16 protein-coding genes are annotated in these 16,463 nt (G+C 61.0%); 11 read left to right on the forward strand and 5 right to left on the reverse strand.

Features of this window, described 5'->3' with window-relative positions:
• Positions 1 to 46: 46 nt before the first annotated feature.
• Positions 47 to 847, forward strand: coding sequence for an ion transporter (locus tag ACQKP1_RS14670; RefSeq protein ID WP_427275817.1), 801 nt, complete (start codon positions 47 to 49; stop codon positions 845 to 847).
• 27 nt (positions 848 to 874) lie between these two features.
• Here the strand turns inward: ACQKP1_RS14670 and ACQKP1_RS14675 are convergent, their stop codons facing one another.
• Entirely contained in the window at positions 875 to 2,497 is a 1,623-nt protein-coding gene (locus ACQKP1_RS14675; RefSeq protein WP_427275818.1) for an ABC-F family ATP-binding cassette domain-containing protein, read from the reverse strand.
• Between the two features lie 167 nt (positions 2,498 to 2,664).
• Here ACQKP1_RS14675 and ACQKP1_RS14680 point away from each other — a divergent pair, with 167 nt between their 5' ends.
• A complete protein-coding gene (locus tag ACQKP1_RS14680) occupies positions 2,665 to 3,054 on the forward strand; it encodes a globin (RefSeq protein WP_203017161.1) in 390 nt (129 codons plus the stop codon).
• Between the two features lie 5 nt (positions 3,055 to 3,059).
• Complete coding sequence (locus ACQKP1_RS14685) at positions 3,060 to 3,425, forward strand: DUF423 domain-containing protein (RefSeq protein ID WP_427275819.1); 366 nt, start codon at positions 3,060 to 3,062, stop codon at positions 3,423 to 3,425.
• 69 nt (positions 3,426 to 3,494) lie between these two features.
• On the opposite strand, the gene ACQKP1_RS14690 is transcribed toward ACQKP1_RS14685, so the two are convergent.
• Positions 3,495 to 3,890 (reverse strand): glyoxalase superfamily protein, encoded by a 396-nt coding sequence (locus tag ACQKP1_RS14690; RefSeq protein ID WP_203017165.1) that lies wholly within the window; start codon positions 3,888 to 3,890, stop codon positions 3,495 to 3,497.
• Between the two features lie 309 nt (positions 3,891 to 4,199).
• Complete coding sequence (locus ACQKP1_RS14695; RefSeq protein ID WP_427275820.1) at positions 4,200 to 4,595, reverse strand: DUF2325 domain-containing protein; 396 nt, start codon at positions 4,593 to 4,595, stop codon at positions 4,200 to 4,202.
• Between the two features lie 289 nt (positions 4,596 to 4,884).
• On the opposite strand from ACQKP1_RS14695, the gene ACQKP1_RS14700 reads away from it, so the two are divergent.
• From ACQKP1_RS14700 to ACQKP1_RS14710, 3 genes are all read left to right on the forward strand, one after another.
• A complete protein-coding gene (locus ACQKP1_RS14700) occupies positions 4,885 to 6,246 on the forward strand; it encodes an NAD(P)-dependent oxidoreductase (RefSeq protein ID WP_427275821.1) in 1,362 nt (453 codons plus the stop codon).
• A gap of 27 nt (positions 6,247 to 6,273) precedes the next feature.
• Positions 6,274 to 7,587: an NAD-dependent dihydropyrimidine dehydrogenase subunit PreA gene (preA, locus tag ACQKP1_RS14705; RefSeq protein WP_427275822.1), complete on the forward strand. Its 1,314-nt coding sequence runs from the start codon at positions 6,274 to 6,276 to the stop codon at positions 7,585 to 7,587.
• A 167-nt stretch (positions 7,588 to 7,754) separates the two neighbouring features.
• On the forward strand, positions 7,755 to 10,448 hold the full coding sequence (locus ACQKP1_RS14710; RefSeq protein WP_427275823.1) for a bifunctional diguanylate cyclase/phosphodiesterase: 2,694 nt from the start codon (positions 7,755 to 7,757) through the stop codon (positions 10,446 to 10,448).
• Between the two features lie 19 nt (positions 10,449 to 10,467).
• Here ACQKP1_RS14710 and ACQKP1_RS14715 read toward each other — a convergent pair whose 3' ends face one another.
• Positions 10,468 to 11,100 (reverse strand): exopolysaccharide biosynthesis protein, encoded by a 633-nt coding sequence (locus tag ACQKP1_RS14715; protein ID WP_006725794.1) that lies wholly within the window; start codon positions 11,098 to 11,100, stop codon positions 10,468 to 10,470.
• Positions 11,101 to 11,238: 138 nt separating this feature from the next.
• On the opposite strand from ACQKP1_RS14715, the gene ACQKP1_RS14720 reads away from it, so the two are divergent.
• On the forward strand, positions 11,239 to 12,180 hold the full coding sequence (locus tag ACQKP1_RS14720; protein ID WP_427275824.1) for a DMT family transporter: 942 nt from the start codon (positions 11,239 to 11,241) through the stop codon (positions 12,178 to 12,180).
• A gap of 9 nt (positions 12,181 to 12,189) precedes the next feature.
• Here the strand turns inward: ACQKP1_RS14720 and ACQKP1_RS14725 are convergent, their stop codons facing one another.
• Positions 12,190 to 12,837, reverse strand: coding sequence for a TetR family transcriptional regulator C-terminal domain-containing protein (locus ACQKP1_RS14725; RefSeq protein ID WP_427275825.1), 648 nt, complete (start codon positions 12,835 to 12,837; stop codon positions 12,190 to 12,192).
• Between the two features lie 286 nt (positions 12,838 to 13,123).
• On the opposite strand from ACQKP1_RS14725, the gene ACQKP1_RS14730 reads away from it, so the two are divergent.
• From ACQKP1_RS14730 to hydA, 4 genes are read left to right on the forward strand one after another with little or no spacing between them, the layout of a single operon-like run.
• Complete coding sequence (locus ACQKP1_RS14730; protein ID WP_427275826.1) at positions 13,124 to 14,377, forward strand: Zn-dependent hydrolase; 1,254 nt, start codon at positions 13,124 to 13,126, stop codon at positions 14,375 to 14,377.
• A gap of 38 nt (positions 14,378 to 14,415) precedes the next feature.
• Positions 14,416 to 14,628 carry an antitoxin MazE-like protein gene (locus ACQKP1_RS14735; RefSeq protein ID WP_427275827.1) on the forward strand — a complete coding sequence of 71 codons (213 nt, stop codon included), beginning with the start codon at positions 14,416 to 14,418 and terminating at the stop codon, positions 14,626 to 14,628.
• 20 nt (positions 14,629 to 14,648) lie between these two features.
• Positions 14,649 to 15,002, forward strand: a complete 354-nt coding sequence (locus ACQKP1_RS14740; RefSeq protein WP_427275828.1) for a type II toxin-antitoxin system PemK/MazF family toxin — start codon at positions 14,649 to 14,651, stop codon at positions 15,000 to 15,002.
• Between the two features lie 2 nt (positions 15,003 to 15,004).
• The gene (hydA, locus tag ACQKP1_RS14745; protein ID WP_427275829.1) at positions 15,005 to 16,462 is read left to right on the forward strand and encodes a dihydropyrimidinase; all 1,458 of its coding nucleotides are present in this window, start codon (positions 15,005 to 15,007) and stop codon (positions 16,460 to 16,462) included.
• Position 16,463 lies beyond the last annotated feature (1 nt).

Here is a 16,463-nt window from a genome sequence, read left to right on the forward strand (position 1 = left end):
GCGATCCTTCCGCTTTTCGTCGTGCAGATTTTGCGGAGCCAGAACCATGCGCGACAGACTGAAGACAATCCTCTCCTCCAACGCGTGGGAGCGGTTTATCATTGCGGTCATCCTGATCAATTCGGTCACGCTGGGCCTTGAGACGTCGCCCGCGGTGATGCAGGTCATGGGGCCGCTGCTGGTGACGCTGGACCGGCTCATTCTTGCGATCTTCGTCATCGAAATCGCAGCCCGGCTCTACACCTTCCGGCTCGCCTTCTTCCGCGACCCATGGAGCATTTTCGATTTCTCGATCGTCGCCATCGCGCTGATCCCGGCGACCGGCCCCTTCCAGGTCCTGCGCGCGTTGCGCGTCCTGCGTATCCTGCGCCTGATCTCGATCGTGCCCTCGCTGCGACGGGTCATCGGCGGCCTCATTGCCGCCCTTCCCGGCATGGGCTCGATCATCGTGCTCCTGTTCATGCTGTTTTATGTTGCGGCCGTCATGGCGACCAAGCTCTATGGCGCGACCTTCCCTGACTGGTTCGGCAATCTCGGTGCGTCGACCTATTCGCTCTTCCAGATCATGACGCTGGAAAGCTGGTCCATGGGCATCGTCCGGCCGGTGATGGAGGTCCATCCCTATGCCTGGCTGTTCTTCGTGCCCTTCATCCTGCTCAGCACCTATTCGGTCCTGAACCTCTTCATCGGTGTCATCGTCTCTGCCATGCAGGAACAGAGCATGGCCGACACCGATGCGGACCTGAAGACCTTGCATGTCGACAATGCCGAACTGCTGCGGGAAATGCAGGCGCTGCGATCCGAGATCGCCGCGCTTCGGGCCGAGAGAACGACGGCTGGCGCCTAAATCCAAGTCGCCACTGATCGCCGTGCCTCAGCTTCTGAGGCCCGGCGCCTCATGGCCCGTGCGCTCGACATATTCCGTATAGCCGCCGCCATACTGGAAGACGCCTTCGGGCGTAATCTCCAGCACGCGGTTCGACAGGGCGCCGAGGAAGTGGCGGTCGTGGCTGACGAAGAGCATGGTGCCTTCGAACTGCGACAATGCCTTGATCAGCATTTCCTTGGTATCGAGGTCGAGGTGGTTGGTCGGCTCGTCGAGGACCAGCAGGTTCGGCGGATCGAACAGCATCATCGCCATGACAAGGCGCGCCTTTTCGCCGCCTGACAGCACCCGCACGCGCTTGTCGATGTCATCACCTGAGAAGCCGAAGCAACCGGCAAGCGCCCGAAGCGGGGCCTGCCCGGCACGGGGAAAACTCGTTTCCAGCATCTCGAAAATCGTCATGTCACCGTCGAGCACATCCATCGCATGCTGGGCGAAATAGCCCATCTTGACGCTGGCACCGATCGAGACGGTCCCGTCGTCCGGCTTCGAATCGCCAGCGACGAGCTTGAGCAAAGTCGATTTGCCAGCGCCGTTGATGCCCATGATGCACCAGCGCTCGCGGCGGCGGACCATGAAGTCGAAGCCGTCATAGATGACCTTGTCGCCGTAGCGCTTCGAGACGCCCTTGAGATTGATGACATCTTCGCCCGAACGTGGCGCCGGTTGGAATTCGAAAGCGACGACCTGGCGGCGCTTCGGCGGTTCCACCCGGTCGATCTTTTCCAGCTTCTTCACCCGGCTCTGCACCTGGGAGGCATGGCTGGCGCGCGCCTTGAAGCGCTCGATGAACTTGATTTCCTTGGCGAGCATCGCCTGCTGACGCTCGAACTGCGACTGCTGATGCTTCTCGTTCAAGGCACGCTGCCCCTCGTAGAAGACATAGTCGCCGGAATAGCTGTTCAGCTGACCGGCATCGATCTCGATGATCTTGTTGACGATGCGGTTCATGAACTCGCGGTCATGCGAGGTCATCAGAAGCGCGCCTTCGTAACCTTTAAGGAACTGCTCGAGCCAGATCAGGCTTTCGAGATCGAGATGGTTCGACGGTTCGTCGAGCAGCATTACGTCCGGCCGCATCAGCAGAATGCGGGCGAGCGCCACGCGCATCTTCCAGCCGCCCGAGAGAGCGCCGACATCGCCGTCCATCATGCTTTCCGAGAAGGAGAGACCGGCCAGCACTTCGCGGGCACGGCCATCCAACGCATAACCGTCGAGCTCTTCGTAGCGCGCCTGCACTTCGCCGTAGCGCTCGATGATCGCGTCCATCTCGTCCATCCGGTCAGGATCGACCATAGCCGCCTCGAGTTCGCGCAGCTCCGCCGCTACTTCGCTGACCGGCCCTGCCCCGTCCATCACCTCGGCCACGGCCGAGCGACCGGACATCTCGCCCACATCCTGGCTGAAATAGCCGATGCTGACACCCTTATCGACGGAGACCTGACCCTCATCCGGCTGTTCCTGCCCGATGATCATGCGGAAGAGCGAAGTCTTGCCCGCCCCGTTCGGTCCGACGAGACCGATCTTCTCGCCGCGATTGAGCGCGGCGGAGGCCTCGATAAAGAGGATACGGTGGCTGAGCTGCTTGGAGATGTTTTCGATACGGATCATGACGGGCGCCTGCTGGACTTCGGCGCCCTTATGGCATGTCGACAGATCGATGTCCTGTGCTTTTGTTGCAGAGCGGCATCGCAGCTGCGCTGGATTGCCACGGGAACGCCACGCTGGTTGCAAGAGCGGGGCGAAAGCGCGAAAAGAGCTCACGCAAGGACGACAACATGAGTGACGAGACGATAACCCTCTACGAAGCCATCGGCGGCGATGCGACCGTCAAGGCGCTGACGCGGCGCTTTTATGAGTTGATGGACACACTGCCCGAGGCCGCCCATTGCCGGGCTGTGCATCCACCGGATCTCTCCGGCAGCGAAGAGAAGTTCTACGAGTACCTCACCGGCTATCTCGGTGGTCCACCCGTCTACATGCAGAAGCGCGGCCATCCGATGCTAAGGCGGCGCCATTTCGTGGCAGAAATCGGCCCGCTGGAACGGGACGAATGGCTCTTGTGCTTTCGCCGCGCGCTGGATGAAACCGTCGAGCATCCGAAGCTGCGGGAACTCATCTGGCCGCCGATCGAGAAGCTGGCCTTTCACATGCAGAACAAGGAATGAGGGACATGGCGAGCGTACGGAGTTACCGCTGGGCGACCGTCGCGGCCGGACTGATCGGGGCTGCCGGTGTCGGACTGGCCGCAGCCGCCAGTCACGCGGGCGGCGAAGCGCTTCTGCGCCCGGCCTCGACGATATGTCTCGCCCATGCCCCGGCACTCGTTGCACTCTCCATCGCCGGAGACCGGGTCAGACTGGCAGCACTGGTGGTGGTCGGCATGACGCTCGGCACGGTGCTGTTTTCAGGCGATCTGGTTGCCCGGCACTTCATCGGCAGCGGGCTCTTTCCGATGGCGGCCCCCACAGGTGGGGTGACGCTCATCGTATCGTGGCTGCTGCTCTGCGCAGGAGCTTTAGCTCCGGGGCGCGACTGACGCCGATCAACCTCCACTGGAGGACGAGGCTTCGGCATCAACGCCCCGAAATCATTGTGATGACTGGGGTCAATGGGCCATGGTAGCCGAAATGGTACCACCGAACATCAGCAGATTGCCGTGGGGATCGCGGATATGGAAACGCACGGTTCCGCCGCACTCTCCCGAATTATCCGATGGACGGATCGCCTCGATGCCGCGATCGCAGAAGTCCCGGTAGATCTCCGTCGGCGCTTCGGCCCTGAAGAAAACTGAGCTGTTCTGGCACTGGAGCGGATCATCGCTCAGCCAGAAATGCAGTTCCATTCCGCCGCGGCGGACGACGAGATAATCAAGCCCATCGAAGCCGACATCCTCGAAACCGAGCGTATCGACGTAGAAATTGCGTGTTTCCGAAAGATTAAGGGATGGGAGGATGGGCACGGCGTTGAGGATCGTCTTCGCAACAGGTTGCTGGGCGTTCATGCGGAAAGTTCCTCTGGTTCCCGCATGAGATTGGCTGACGAAACGGCTACGACCTTGCGTTGGCGTTTCGCTGCCATCTTGGCGCGGGAAAATCGATAACAAGGGCGGGGGCCCGGTTCAATTCTGCGTACATGGTAGCAGGTTTGCGCTCGTGCAAGCCCGGCAAAGTGATGATTTCGCAATTCATCACTTCACTTTCCTGAGAGCGTTGCAACATTGCCTCGGCGAGCTCCGGAAGGAGTCCCTCGCCGCGCTGACGTGCAAGCTCGTGGAACGAGCTGATGCCACCCTTGTCTGACCCGTCCCTGCTCATGCTTCGACATTCCTTTCATTCAGCGTTTGCAACGCGCGCTCGAGACTGGATTTCGAGCCGTTTCGCAGCGGAATGAAAGTCTTTCCGAACTTCTTGCAACCGCTCTTCACGCGCAGACAAGCATCGTGACTGATACAGTCGATAGGGCAGAAGACGCAGTCGACGGAGGGTAGCACCGTGTCGATACGCGAAACCGCTTCACGTAAACCCCCATCATGGTGAATTAGTTCCGCACCAAAATTGCTGGCGATCTGACGAAGATGGGCGACCTGGCAATCCCGCCCGCCGACATACAGAAAGCTGCGAACTTCCGCTTGCGTTTTCGCGGTGGAGGCCGTCGCGGAAACCTCCGCACCCGACTTTTTCGCAGCCTGCTTTTTCTTCTTCGCCATGACGTCCTGTCTCCTCGAATCCGATTAGAGGCAACGGTTGCGAGCCTCAGGTGGACAGGCATACAAAACATGACAAGAAGAGTAAAGTATATACTTGATGTTTTCAGTCATGTTTTCGCTGACGCAGATGCGACCCGACCCGAACATCTCGTCCGGGATTGACGGCAATCAACTTCCCTTGATTTTCAGGGGATCCACGGCGCTCATGGCAATTTTTTACCGTTTGATAAAACTTTCTTCCTGAGTTACCTTTCTCTGCATCGCTTCGAATATAAAAGAGGGAACTGCGATGCGAAGACTGGAACCGGGCCTCAAGGCCGGGCGGCTTGATGCTGCCGACTATGCAAAGAATTTCTCCGACCTGCATCCCCGCCTCGGCGGCCATGAGGCGCTGGTCGCCTCCGACAGATGCTACTTCTGTCACGACGCGCCCTGCATGACGGCCTGTCCCACCGCCATCGATATCCCGATGTTCATCCGGCAGATATCGACTGGCAATCCACTCGGCGCCGCCAAGACAATTTTCGACCAGAACATTCTCGGCGGCATGTGCGCCCGCGTCTGTCCCACCGAAACGCTCTGCGAGGAAGCCTGTGTGCGCAACACGGCCGAAGAGCGCCCGGTCGAAATCGGCCGCCTGCAACGTTACGCTACCGATATCGCCATAGAAGAAGGTCGCCAGTTCTACCGTCCGGCCGCCTCGACCGGTCGCACGGTCGGCATCGTTGGCGCAGGCCCAGCAGGCCTTGCAGCGGCCCATCGCCTTGCAATGCACGGCCACCAGGTCACCATCTACGAAGCGAAGGACAAGGCCGGCGGTCTGAACGAATACGGCATTGCAGCCTACAAGACACCCAACAATTTCGCCCAGAAGGAAGTCGACTACATCCTGTCGCTCGGCAATATCGATGTGCTGGATGGCCAGATGATGGGCCGTGACTTCACGCTCGGCGACCTCCAGGCGAAACACGACGCCGTCTTCCTCGGTGCGGGTCTCGGCAACGTCAACGGGCTGAACATCCCAGGTGCCAAGATCAACGGCGTTCTCGACGCCGTCGAATTCATCGCCCATCTCCGCCAGGCGGATGACAAGGCAGACGTGCCCGTCGGTCGCGACGTCGTCGTCATCGGCGGCGGCATGACCGCGATCGACGCTGCCGTGCAGGCCAAGCTGCTCGGCGCCGAGAACGTCACGATCTGCTACCGCCGCGGCAAGGAGCACATGAACGCCTCGGAATTCGAGCAGGATCTGGCGACCTCCAAGGGCGTGCACATCCGCCACTGGCTGCAGCCAAAGGAAGTCGCCCATCACGGCGGTCACTGCTCGGCGATCACCTTCGAATACACCCATCTTGAAAACGGCATGATGAAGGGCACCGGCCACACGACCGAGATCAAGGCCGACCAGATTCTGGTCGCCATCGGTCAGAAACTCGATGGTCAGGGTCTGGACGGTCTGAAGCTCGAAGGTGGCAAGATCGCCATCGACGCCGAAGGCCGCACGTCCATTCCGGGCGTCTGGGCCGGAGGCGACTGTGCCTTCGGAGGCCAGGACCTGACGGTCTCCGCCGTCGCCATGGGCCGCGATGCGGCCGAAAGCATCAACCGCTCTCTCGCCGTCATGACGGCGGGCGCAACCGCCGTCGCATGACGCACTGCTCTCGAGAGGATTTGAAACATGGCTGATCTTCGCAATAACTTCGTCGGCATCAAGTCGCCCAACCCCTTCTGGCTGGCCTCTGCCCCACCGACCGACAAGGCCTATAATGTCGAGCGCGCCTTCAAGGCGGGCTGGGGCGGCGTCGTCTGGAAAACACTCGGCTCGGAAGGACCACCCGTAGTCAACGTCAACGGCCCGCGCTACGGTGCGATCTGGGGTGCTGACCGCCGCCTTCTCGGCCTCAACAACATCGAACTGATCACCGACCGCCCCCTGCAGATCAACTTGCAGGAGATGAAGATGGTGAAGAAGAACTGGCCGGACCGGGCGCTTGTCGCCTCGATCATGGTCCCCTGCGTCGAGGAAGAGTGGAAGGCAATCCTGCCGCTTGTGGAAGAGACCGGCGCTGACGGCATCGAGCTCAACTTCGGCTGTCCGCACGGCATGTCCGAGCGCGGCATGGGCGCCGCCGTCGGCCAGGTGCCGGAATATATCGAAATGGTCGTGCGCTGGTGCAAGCAATATACCCGCATGCCCGTGATCACCAAGCTGACGCCGAACATCGCCGACATCCGTAAGCCCGCGCGTGCGGCAAAAGCGGGCGGCACAGATGCGGTTTCGCTGATCAACACGATCAACTCGATCGTCTCGGTTGACCTCGACAGCTTTGCCCCCTCGCCCACCGTCGGCGGCAAGGGCACCCATGGCGGCTATTGCGGCCCGGCGGTCAAGCCGATCGCCCTCAACATGGTCGCCGAGATCGCCCGCGATCCGGAAACATACGGCTTGCCGATTTCGGGCATCGGTGGTGTCACCACCTGGCGGGATGCTGCCGAATTTCTGGCGCTCGGCGCCGGCAATGTGCAGGTCTGCACGGCCGCCATGACCTACGGCTTCAAGATCGTCCAGGAGATGATATCAGGCCTCAACGACTGGATGGATGCCAAGGGTCACCGAAGCCTCGACGATATTTGCGGCCGCGCCGTGCCGAACGTCACCGATTGGCAGTATCTCAACCTGAACTACATCGCCAAGGCCCATATCGACCAGGATGCCTGCATCAAATGCGGCCGCTGCCACATCGCCTGCGAGGACACGTCTCACCAGGCGATTACCAACATGGTCAACGGCATCAGGCATTTCGAGGTGATGGAAGACGAATGCGTCGGCTGTAATCTCTGCGTCAACGTCTGTCCGGTGGAGAATTGCATCACCATGGTCGAACTGCCGACCGGCACGCTCGACCAGCGCACCGGCAAACCGGTCGATCCGAACTATGCAAACTGGACGACCCATCCGAACAACCCGATGGCCGTGCAGGCCGCAGAATAGTCTCGATGAAGCAAATCCGGCCCGCTTGCGGGCCGGATACCGTTTGACAAAAGAAAAACTCGAACTTTCGCCCAGCCCTTCAGAAATTATTCAGCGCTATACTCCACCATTCGGCCATCGGCACTGACCGCATTTGCGTCAGGCCGGGCAAGCCGGGCAAGGAGACCATGGCGATCAAGAGCAAGAACACGGATGGTGGGTCGAATCTGCGGTCCCGCCTGCAGATCCTCATTCCGAGCGCGATCGTCCTCGTCGGCGTCGCCGTCTCTGCTCTCTATGCCGACCTTCAGCAGCAACGGTTGAGCCGCGAGGCAGCCCGCAACGCGGTCGAGGAAAACCTAGGCCTGATCCGCACTAAGCTCGAAGCCAACATCAACGCGAATGTGAAGCTTCTGCAAGGCATGGTCGCGGTGATCGGGACCGAGCCCTATGTCACCCAGAAGCGTTTCGAGGCGCTGGCATCCAGCCTCCTGTCGACGCCGTCGCAGATCGGCAACATCGCCGCAGCACCGAATTTGATCACCAGTTTCGTCCACCCCTACGAGGACAACAAATCCTTCATCGGGTACTGGATACTCCCGCCACCGAATGGCGAGGAACAGGCGCGTCAATTGCGCGACGAGGGCAAGACCATCATCAGCGGCCCATTGCCGCTCAAGAATGGCGCCATGGGCCTCATTATCACGCTGCCCGTGCACATAACCAATGATGAGGGCAAGCGGGTCTTTTGGGGTGGTCTGGCGGGTGTCGTCGATGTCGCGAGACTTTACGACGACAGCGGCCTTCGTGCCCCCGATCTGCCGCTTGCCATCACCATCACCGACGACAGTCAGCAGACGGGAAGCCAAGCCGTGATCTACGGCGACAATTACGTGCTGGCCGACGATCCGGTCACCATGACCGTCGATCTTGGCAACGAGCATTGGTTCATTTCGGCAGTGCCGAAGGGTGGCTGGCACGCGATGAGTAGGCCCGACATCCTGATCCGCGGCATGATCGCCGCCATGTCCGCGCTGATCGCCGGCAGCGTCATCTGGGTCGCCGGCCTGATGCGGGAGCGGCAGCGCAACTATGCGGCTTTGCGGCAACGCGAGGGAGAACTCCGCGCCATGTCCCATCGGCTTGGCGTGGCGCTCGAGTCATCGCGTATCGGCGTCTGGGAGATGGACGTCAGTACCGACGAACTCCGCTGGGACGAGCGCATCTACAATCTCTATGGCCTTCCGCTCGACACGCCCGTCACCGGCGAATTGTGGCGGTCGATGGTCCATCCCGACGATGTCGACGCCATCGAGCTGGGCATGCAGCAAGCCATCGAGAAACAATCCTCTTATACCGGCCGCTTCCGCGTCACCCGGCCGGATGGCCAGATGGTGCATTTCCGCACTGTGGGCACCGCCTTCCGCGACCACAAGAACAAGACGATGCTGCTTGGCGTCAACTGGGATGTCAGCGCTGACGTGCAGCTCCAGGAAGAGCTGAGGCTCGCGCAGCGCGAGACGGCGCAGCGCAACGAGGAGCTGGAAAGCGCACGACAGCGGATGGAATACAATTCGCTGCACGACGCGCTGACCGGCCTGCCCAATCGCCGCTATCTGGACCAGCGCCTCGAGGCCCTGGTTGCAGCAGGTGATCGTCCTAGCGGGCGGCTAACCGTGCTCCATATGGATCTCGATCGCTTCAAGGAAATCAACGACACGTTTGGCCATGGGGCTGGCGACGCCATTCTTCGCCATGTCGCGCAGGAACTGCAGAGCATGGTCGGCGCCTCTGATTTCGTCGCCCGGATCGGCGGCGATGAATTCGTCATCGTCTGCCAGGGCTGCGATCTCTCCGAAGGCTATGAGGCCATGGGGTCGAACCTGATCGCAGCCGTCAACCGGCCGATCGTATACAACGGACACGAATGCCGTGTCGGCGCATCGATCGGCATCGCCGACAGGATCGAGCCCGAACTGACCGCCGAGCAGCTCCTCGTCAATGCGGACATCGCCCTCTACGAGGCAAAACGCCGTGGCCGCAATCGCGTCGAGCGCTTCAACGACACGCTGCGCGCGCGCACGATCAACATCAAGCGCACCGCCGACGCCATTCTTCGATCCCTGGGCGATGACGATTTCATCGCCTGGTACCAGCCGCAATTCGATGCCCGAACGCTTGCGATCAACGGTGTGGAGGCGCTTGCTCGCTGGCGTCACCCGGAAAAAGGCATCCTCGCACCCATCGCCTTTCTCGAAACGGCCGAGAACCTCAATGTCGTCTCCCAGATCGACGCGAGCATTCTCGATCAGGCACTCGAGCAGCTGGCGCGCTGGAAGACCGAGGGCCTCGGCATCGAGCATGTCTCGGTCAACATTTCTGCACAGCGTCTATTCGAGGACAAGCTGCTCGACCACCTGGCCAAGCTCGCCGTCACGCCGGGCAGCCTTTCATTCGAACTGCTGGAATCGATCTCCTTCGACGACAAGGCCGACGCCGTGGCAGAAAGCCTCGAACGCATCCGCACTCAGGGCATTGCCATTGAAATCGATGATTTCGGCACCGGTTACGCCTCGATCCTCTCCCTGATCAAGCTCTCGCCGAGCCGCTTGAAGATCGATCGGCAGCTGGTGGCCCCGATCGTGACCAACCCTGCCCAGCGCAAGCTGATCAGCTCGATCGTCGATATCGGCCGCTCCTACGGGATCGGCATCGTCGCAGAGGGTGTAGAGACGATGGAGCATGCCGCCATCCTGCGCGACCTCGGCTGCCAGACGCTGCAGGGCTACGCGTTGGCGCGTCCGATGAGCCCTGATAGTTTCATCGATTTCGCAAGGACGCATGCCTTGCAACGTGAAGACCTGCTGCGGCGGAGCGCGTGATCCTCACGTTGACGAAGGATCAGCCGAGCAGGCTCTGGCCGGCGGCAAACCCGGCATAGGCCAAGGCCGAGAAATAGACGAGCGTCAGCAGCACCATCAGGTGCCCCATGGCAACGACCATGCCGTCTCTCTGAGAAATCCCCGTCGACAGAAGCAGGATCGCAACGCCCGGCAGCGTGTTCGAGAACGGAATGAAGCCGAGCGGCATCATCAGGAGCACGCCGGCGCCCGTCAGCACGAGACCATTGATACGGTTGACCGCCGCGCCATCCGTGAGACCCGGCATGCGGGGACGAACGTAACGGTCGACCTTTCTGAGGACGTTGAGCCCTCGCTCCAGCACCGGGACGAGGCGCGCCCGATCGAGCTTGCGATCGGCCACCTTCTTCGGCAGCCAGGGAAATCGGTTGAAGGTGATCGCGATCCCGATCAGCACGATGCCGGCACCGAAGACCGTCGAGACGCCCGGGATCGAAACCGGCACCAGAAAGGGCAGAGACAACAGGCCGCAAAGCAGCAGAAGCCCGCTTTCGCCCATCTTCTCCAGGATCTGCCGCAGCGTGACGTGATCCTCATCCATCGAGTCGATCACATCCTGCAGCACTGCGCTGGTACTCTTGTCGGTATCAGTGAAGCCGATCATCGTTGTCATCGGAGCCGCTTTCGATTAACTGCCGGAAGGATCTTGGGGCGGCGCATGGTGCGCGCATCCGCGATCGCAGATGAATGAGAAAGACGGTCGGGTCAAGTCACGCCAACGGCGAGACTGCTTCGTGCCGAAAGACATCCGATGACAGAGCAAGCCCCACCAGTCGCCTCCCCCGTGAATCGACATACCGTCCATGCCAAAGGCCGGGAAAAACTGAAGGCGCATGCTGCAATGCTGCTCTTTGCCGCCCTGATCGCGGGCTCCTTCTCCTTCGGCGGCATGGCCGCGCGGCACATGGATGCCGGCCCGCTGACCCTCTGGCGTTATCTGATGACGGTTATCGTCATGGGCGTCCTGACGTTTGGCATCCTGCGTGTCCCGTTCCGGGCACCACAGCGGATCTGGCGCTTTGCCCTGCTTGGCGGGCTGATCGCCGTCTACATGCTCACCATGTTCGTGGCGCTGGAATTCACCAGCCCTGTGCAGACGGGTGCCGTCTTCACCCTGATGCCATTGATCAGCGCCGGCTTCGCGCTTCTCTTCATCGGGCAGAAAACCCGCCCGGACGTGTTCATCGCGCTGGTCATCGCAGCCCTCGGGGCGATCTGGGTCATTTTCCGCGCCGATATCCAGGCGATCCTCTCCTTCGATGTCGGACGCGGCGAACTGATCTTCTTCGTCGGGGTCATCTGCCACGGCGCCTATGTTCCGCTGATCCGCAAGTTCAATCAGGGAGACAACCCGGTCGCCTTCGGTTTCTGGGTCGTGGTCTTCACCGTGCCCTGGCTCCTGCCGACCGGTGCTGTCCAGCTGGCGACGACGGATTTTCTCAACCTCCCCCCCATGGTCTGGGCGACGATCGCCTATCTCTCCGTCATCACGACCGCACTCACCTTCATGCTGCTGCAATACGCTTCCATGCGCCTGCCGGCCCCCAAGGTGCTCGGTTACGGCTATCTGACGCCGACCTTCATCATCCTCCTGGAAGGCGTGCTCGGTCACGGCTGGGCAAGCCCTGCCGTCTTTCTCGGCGCGCTGGTGACCGCCGCCGGTCTTCTGGTGATGGGCCTGCTTAGGGACTGACGGCCGGCGTCACACGGCAGGCTTCAGAATGAGGCCGTGCACGAAGAGACCTTCGAGAAACGAGGCGGCCGCCTCGAAGCGGTCTTCGCCTTCTTGGCCTGCCCCCAGCACGGATCGGACCTGAACGTCGAAGTCGGCATAATGCTGCGTCGTGGACCAGATCGAGAAGATCATGTGATACGGATCGCATTCTCGGATCTTGGCCGCGGCAATCCAGGCCCTGATGACCTCGGCCTTCTCATCCACGAGTTCCTTCAACGGTCCTTCGAGAACACCGGCGATATGCGGCGCACCCTGCAGGATCTCGTTGGCAAACAGCCGGCTTTCGCGCGGGAAGTCGCGTGCCATCTCCAGCTTGCGGCGAATATAGGACTTGATCTCGTGTTCGGGGTCGCCGTCCGCATCGAAGGCCTGCAGCGGCTCCAGCCAGTTTTCGAGCACCCGGTCGATCAGCGCCCGGTGCATGGCTTCCTTGGTGCGGAAATAATAGAGCAGATTGGGCTTCGACATGCCCGCGACCTCGGCAATCTGGTCGATGGTCGAGCCGTGGAATCCCCGTTGCGAAAACACTTCCAGGGCCGCTTCGAGGATCTGCTCTTCCTTTTCCTCCTGGATCCGCGTCCGCCTCTGGGTTTGCGCCGCTCTCGGTATTGCCATCTTAGAGTTGTTCCCCGCCTAAGACCCTGAAGTTACTCAACAATATCCGCGCTCAAATTCTGTGCATCTGCTCTGTTTTTTGTCGCAGATTTTTGCCGATTTTGTCTTGAGTGCCGTGATGGAAGCTGTAATGTTTTACCAGTCGGTCAAATTATTGGACAGATGTCAAATAAAGGCAACTGCCGATACGACAGCGAAAAAACAAAGACAAGTCGCTGTTGTTGACCCCGGGAACAAGGGGAACGGGCGGAAGATCCGGTCCCAGCAAAACAGGTGAGGACCTGCAATGACGGCGCAAACCGGCACGAACCTTCGCGTGAACGGCGATCGGCTCTGGGACATGCTCATGGAGATGGCGAAGATCGGCCCCGGCATTGCCGGCGGCAACAATCGCCAGACCCTGACCGACGAGGATGCGGAAGGCCGCCGCCTCTTCCAGCGCTGGTGTGAAGATGCGGGGCTCAACATGGGCGTCGACACCATGGGCAACATGTTCATGACCCGCGCCGGCACCGACCCCGACGCCCTGCCCGTCTATATCGGCAGCCACCTCGACACCCAGCCGACCGGCGGCAAATATGACGGCGTGCTGGGCGTCCTCGCTGGCCTAGAGGCCGTGCGGTCGATGAATGACCTCAACATCAAGACGAAGCATCCGATCGTCGTCACCAACTGGACCAACGAGGAAGGCGCCCGCTTCGCCCCCGCCATGCTGGCCTCTGGCGTGTTCGCCGGCGTCATCGACCAGGACTATGCCTATGGCCGCAAGGACATGGACGGCAAGACCTTTGGCGACGAGCTGAAGCGCATTGGCTGGCTGGGCGACGAAGTGGTCGGCGCGAGAAAGATGCACGCCTATTTCGAGTACCACATCGAACAAGGCCCGATCCTCGAAGCCGAGAACAAGCAGATAGGCGTGGTCACGCATTGCCAGGGTCTATGGTGGCTGGAATTCACGCTCACCGGCCGTGAAGCCCATACCGGCTCCACCCCGATGAACCTGCGCGTCAATGCCGGCCTTGCCATGGCCCGGATCATGGAAATGGTCCAGGAGGTCGCCATGAGCGAACAACCCGGCGCGGTCGGTGGTGTCGGCCAGGTGAAGTTCTCGCCTAATTCCCGCAACGTCCTGCCCGGGACCGTCGTCTTCACCGTCGACATCCGCACGCCCGAGCAAGCGAAGCTCGACCGCATGCGCGCGACGATCGAGGCGAAGGCAGCCGAAATCTGTTCCGCACTCGGCGTCGGCTGTTCGGTCGAGGCCGTCGGCCATTTTGATCCGGTCACTTTCGACGAAAAACTCGTCGCCTCCGTCCGCAAGGCCGCGGAAGACCTCGGTTATTCCCACATGAACATCATCTCCGGCGCCGGCCACGACGCCTGCTGGGCAGCAAAGGTCGCACCCTCGACCATGATCATGTGCCCCTGCGTCGGCGGATTGAGCCACAACGAGGCGGAAGAAATCTCCAAGGACTGGGCGACGGCGGGCGCGGATGTACTGCTACGCGCGGTTCTGGAGACGGCGGAGATTGTGGCGTAGGATCAGGCCTTGCGAACAGTCCTGAACGGGAGCGAACCATGGGACGACCGAGGGAATTGTCACCGGAAGAGCGCGCCGACCTGCTGCGGCGGGGCTACAGGCCGGTCGAAATCTGGGTGCCTGATCTCGAGAATGAAACCATCAGGGCGCAACTCGCTGAGGAGGCTCGACGAGTTGCAGAAGCTGACGAACGGGACGATGTGACCGACTGGCTTGAGGGCGTCGGTCCAACTGACTGGGACAAGCCGTGACGCTCACGCGAGGGGACATCGTGATCGCAGTCTTTCCAGGGGAATTGGGCAAACCAAGACCCGCGGTAATCCTTCAGAGGGATGAACTCCTCGGCCTATTCAGCACGATCCTCTGCTGCCCGATGACGACGCATCTGATCGACGCCCCAACGCTTCGTCCGATCATTGTGCCTAGTCCTGAAAATGGTCTGCAAGAGATCTCGCAGATTATGGTCGAAAAGCTCTCCCCGTTAAGGCGGGACGTGATCCGGCAGCGGATTGGAAGACTTACGACCGGCGAAATAAAGCGGCTCGAAACCGCTCTGATCCACATAACCGGCCTCGGCCTAGCCAGCATACCAACAAACGAAGCCGAAAACGGAGGGAAGCAATAGCCATGACCACCACTGTCATTAAGGGCGGCACGATCGTCACCGCCGATCTCACCTATAAGGCTGACGTCAAGATCGAGGGTGGCGTGATCGTTGAGATCGGGCAGAACCTCTCCGGAAACGAGACCCTCGATGCCACAGGCTGTTATGTCATGCCGGGCGGCATCGATCCGCATGTACATTTGGAAATGCCGTTCATGGGCACTTACTCCGCCGATAATTTCGAAAGCGGCACGCGTGCCGGTCTCTCCGGCGGCACGACCATGGTCGTCGATTTCTGCCTGCCCGCCCCCGACCAATCGCTGCTCGAAGCCCTTCAGATGTGGGACAACAAGACCTCACGCGCCACATCGGACTACTCCTTCCACATGGCGATCACCGGCTGGAACGAAGGCGTCTTCGACGAGATGAAGACCATCGTGCAGGACAAGGGCATCAACACCTTCAAGCACTTCATGGCCTATAAGGGCGCGTTGATGGTGAATGATGACGAGATGTTCGCCTCTTTCCAGCGCTGCGCCGAGCTTGGTGCGCTGCCGATGGTCCATGCCGAAAACGGCGACGTCGTGGCCTCGATGACGGCCAAGCTCTTGGCCGAAGGCAATAACGGGCCGGAAGCCCACGCCTATTCCCGTCCGCCTGAGGTCGAGGGCGAAGCCACCAACCGCGCCATCATGCTGGCCGACATGGCCGGTGTCCCGCTTTATGTCGTGCACACCTCCTGCGAACAGGCGCATGAAGCGATCCGCCGCGCCCGCCAGAAGAGCATGCGCGTCTATGGCGAGCCCCTGATCCAGCACCTGACGCTCGACGAAAGCGAGTATTTCAACAAGGACTGGGACCACGCCGCCCGCCGCGTCATGTCGCCCCCATTCCGCAACAAGCAGCATCAGGATTCACTCTGGGCCGGCCTGCAGTCCGGCTCGCTCTCGGTTGTTGCCACCGACCACTGCGCCTTCACCAGCGAACAGAAGCGCTTCGGCGTCGGCAACTTCGCCAAGATCCCGAACGGTACCGGCGGGCTTGAGGACCGCATGCCGATGCTCTGGACCTATGGTGTTGCGACCGGTCGCCTGACGATGAACGAATTCGTCGCCGTCACCTCGACCAACATCGCCAAGATCCTCAACATCTACCCGAAGAAGGGCGCGGTCTTGGTCGGCGCCGATGCCGATCTCGTGGTCTGGGATCCCAAGCGCTCCAAGACCATCTCCGCTAAGACCCAGCAGTCCTCGATCGACTACAATGTCTTCGAAGGCAAGGAGGTCACCGGCCTGCCGCGCTACACGCTGACCCGTGGCTATGTCGCGATCGAGGAAAACGCCGTGAAGACCCGCGAGGGCCATGGCAAGTTCGTGCACCGCGAGCCGTTTACCGCCGTGAACAAAGCTCTCTCCACCTGGAAGGAACTCGTGGCGCCGCGCAAGGTCGAACGCACGGGCATTCCGGCGACGGGGGTTTGAG

The sequence above is a fragment of the Allorhizobium sp. NPDC080224 genome (assembly GCF_050281005.1).
Taxonomy (GTDB): Bacteria; Pseudomonadota; Alphaproteobacteria; order Rhizobiales; family Rhizobiaceae; genus Allorhizobium.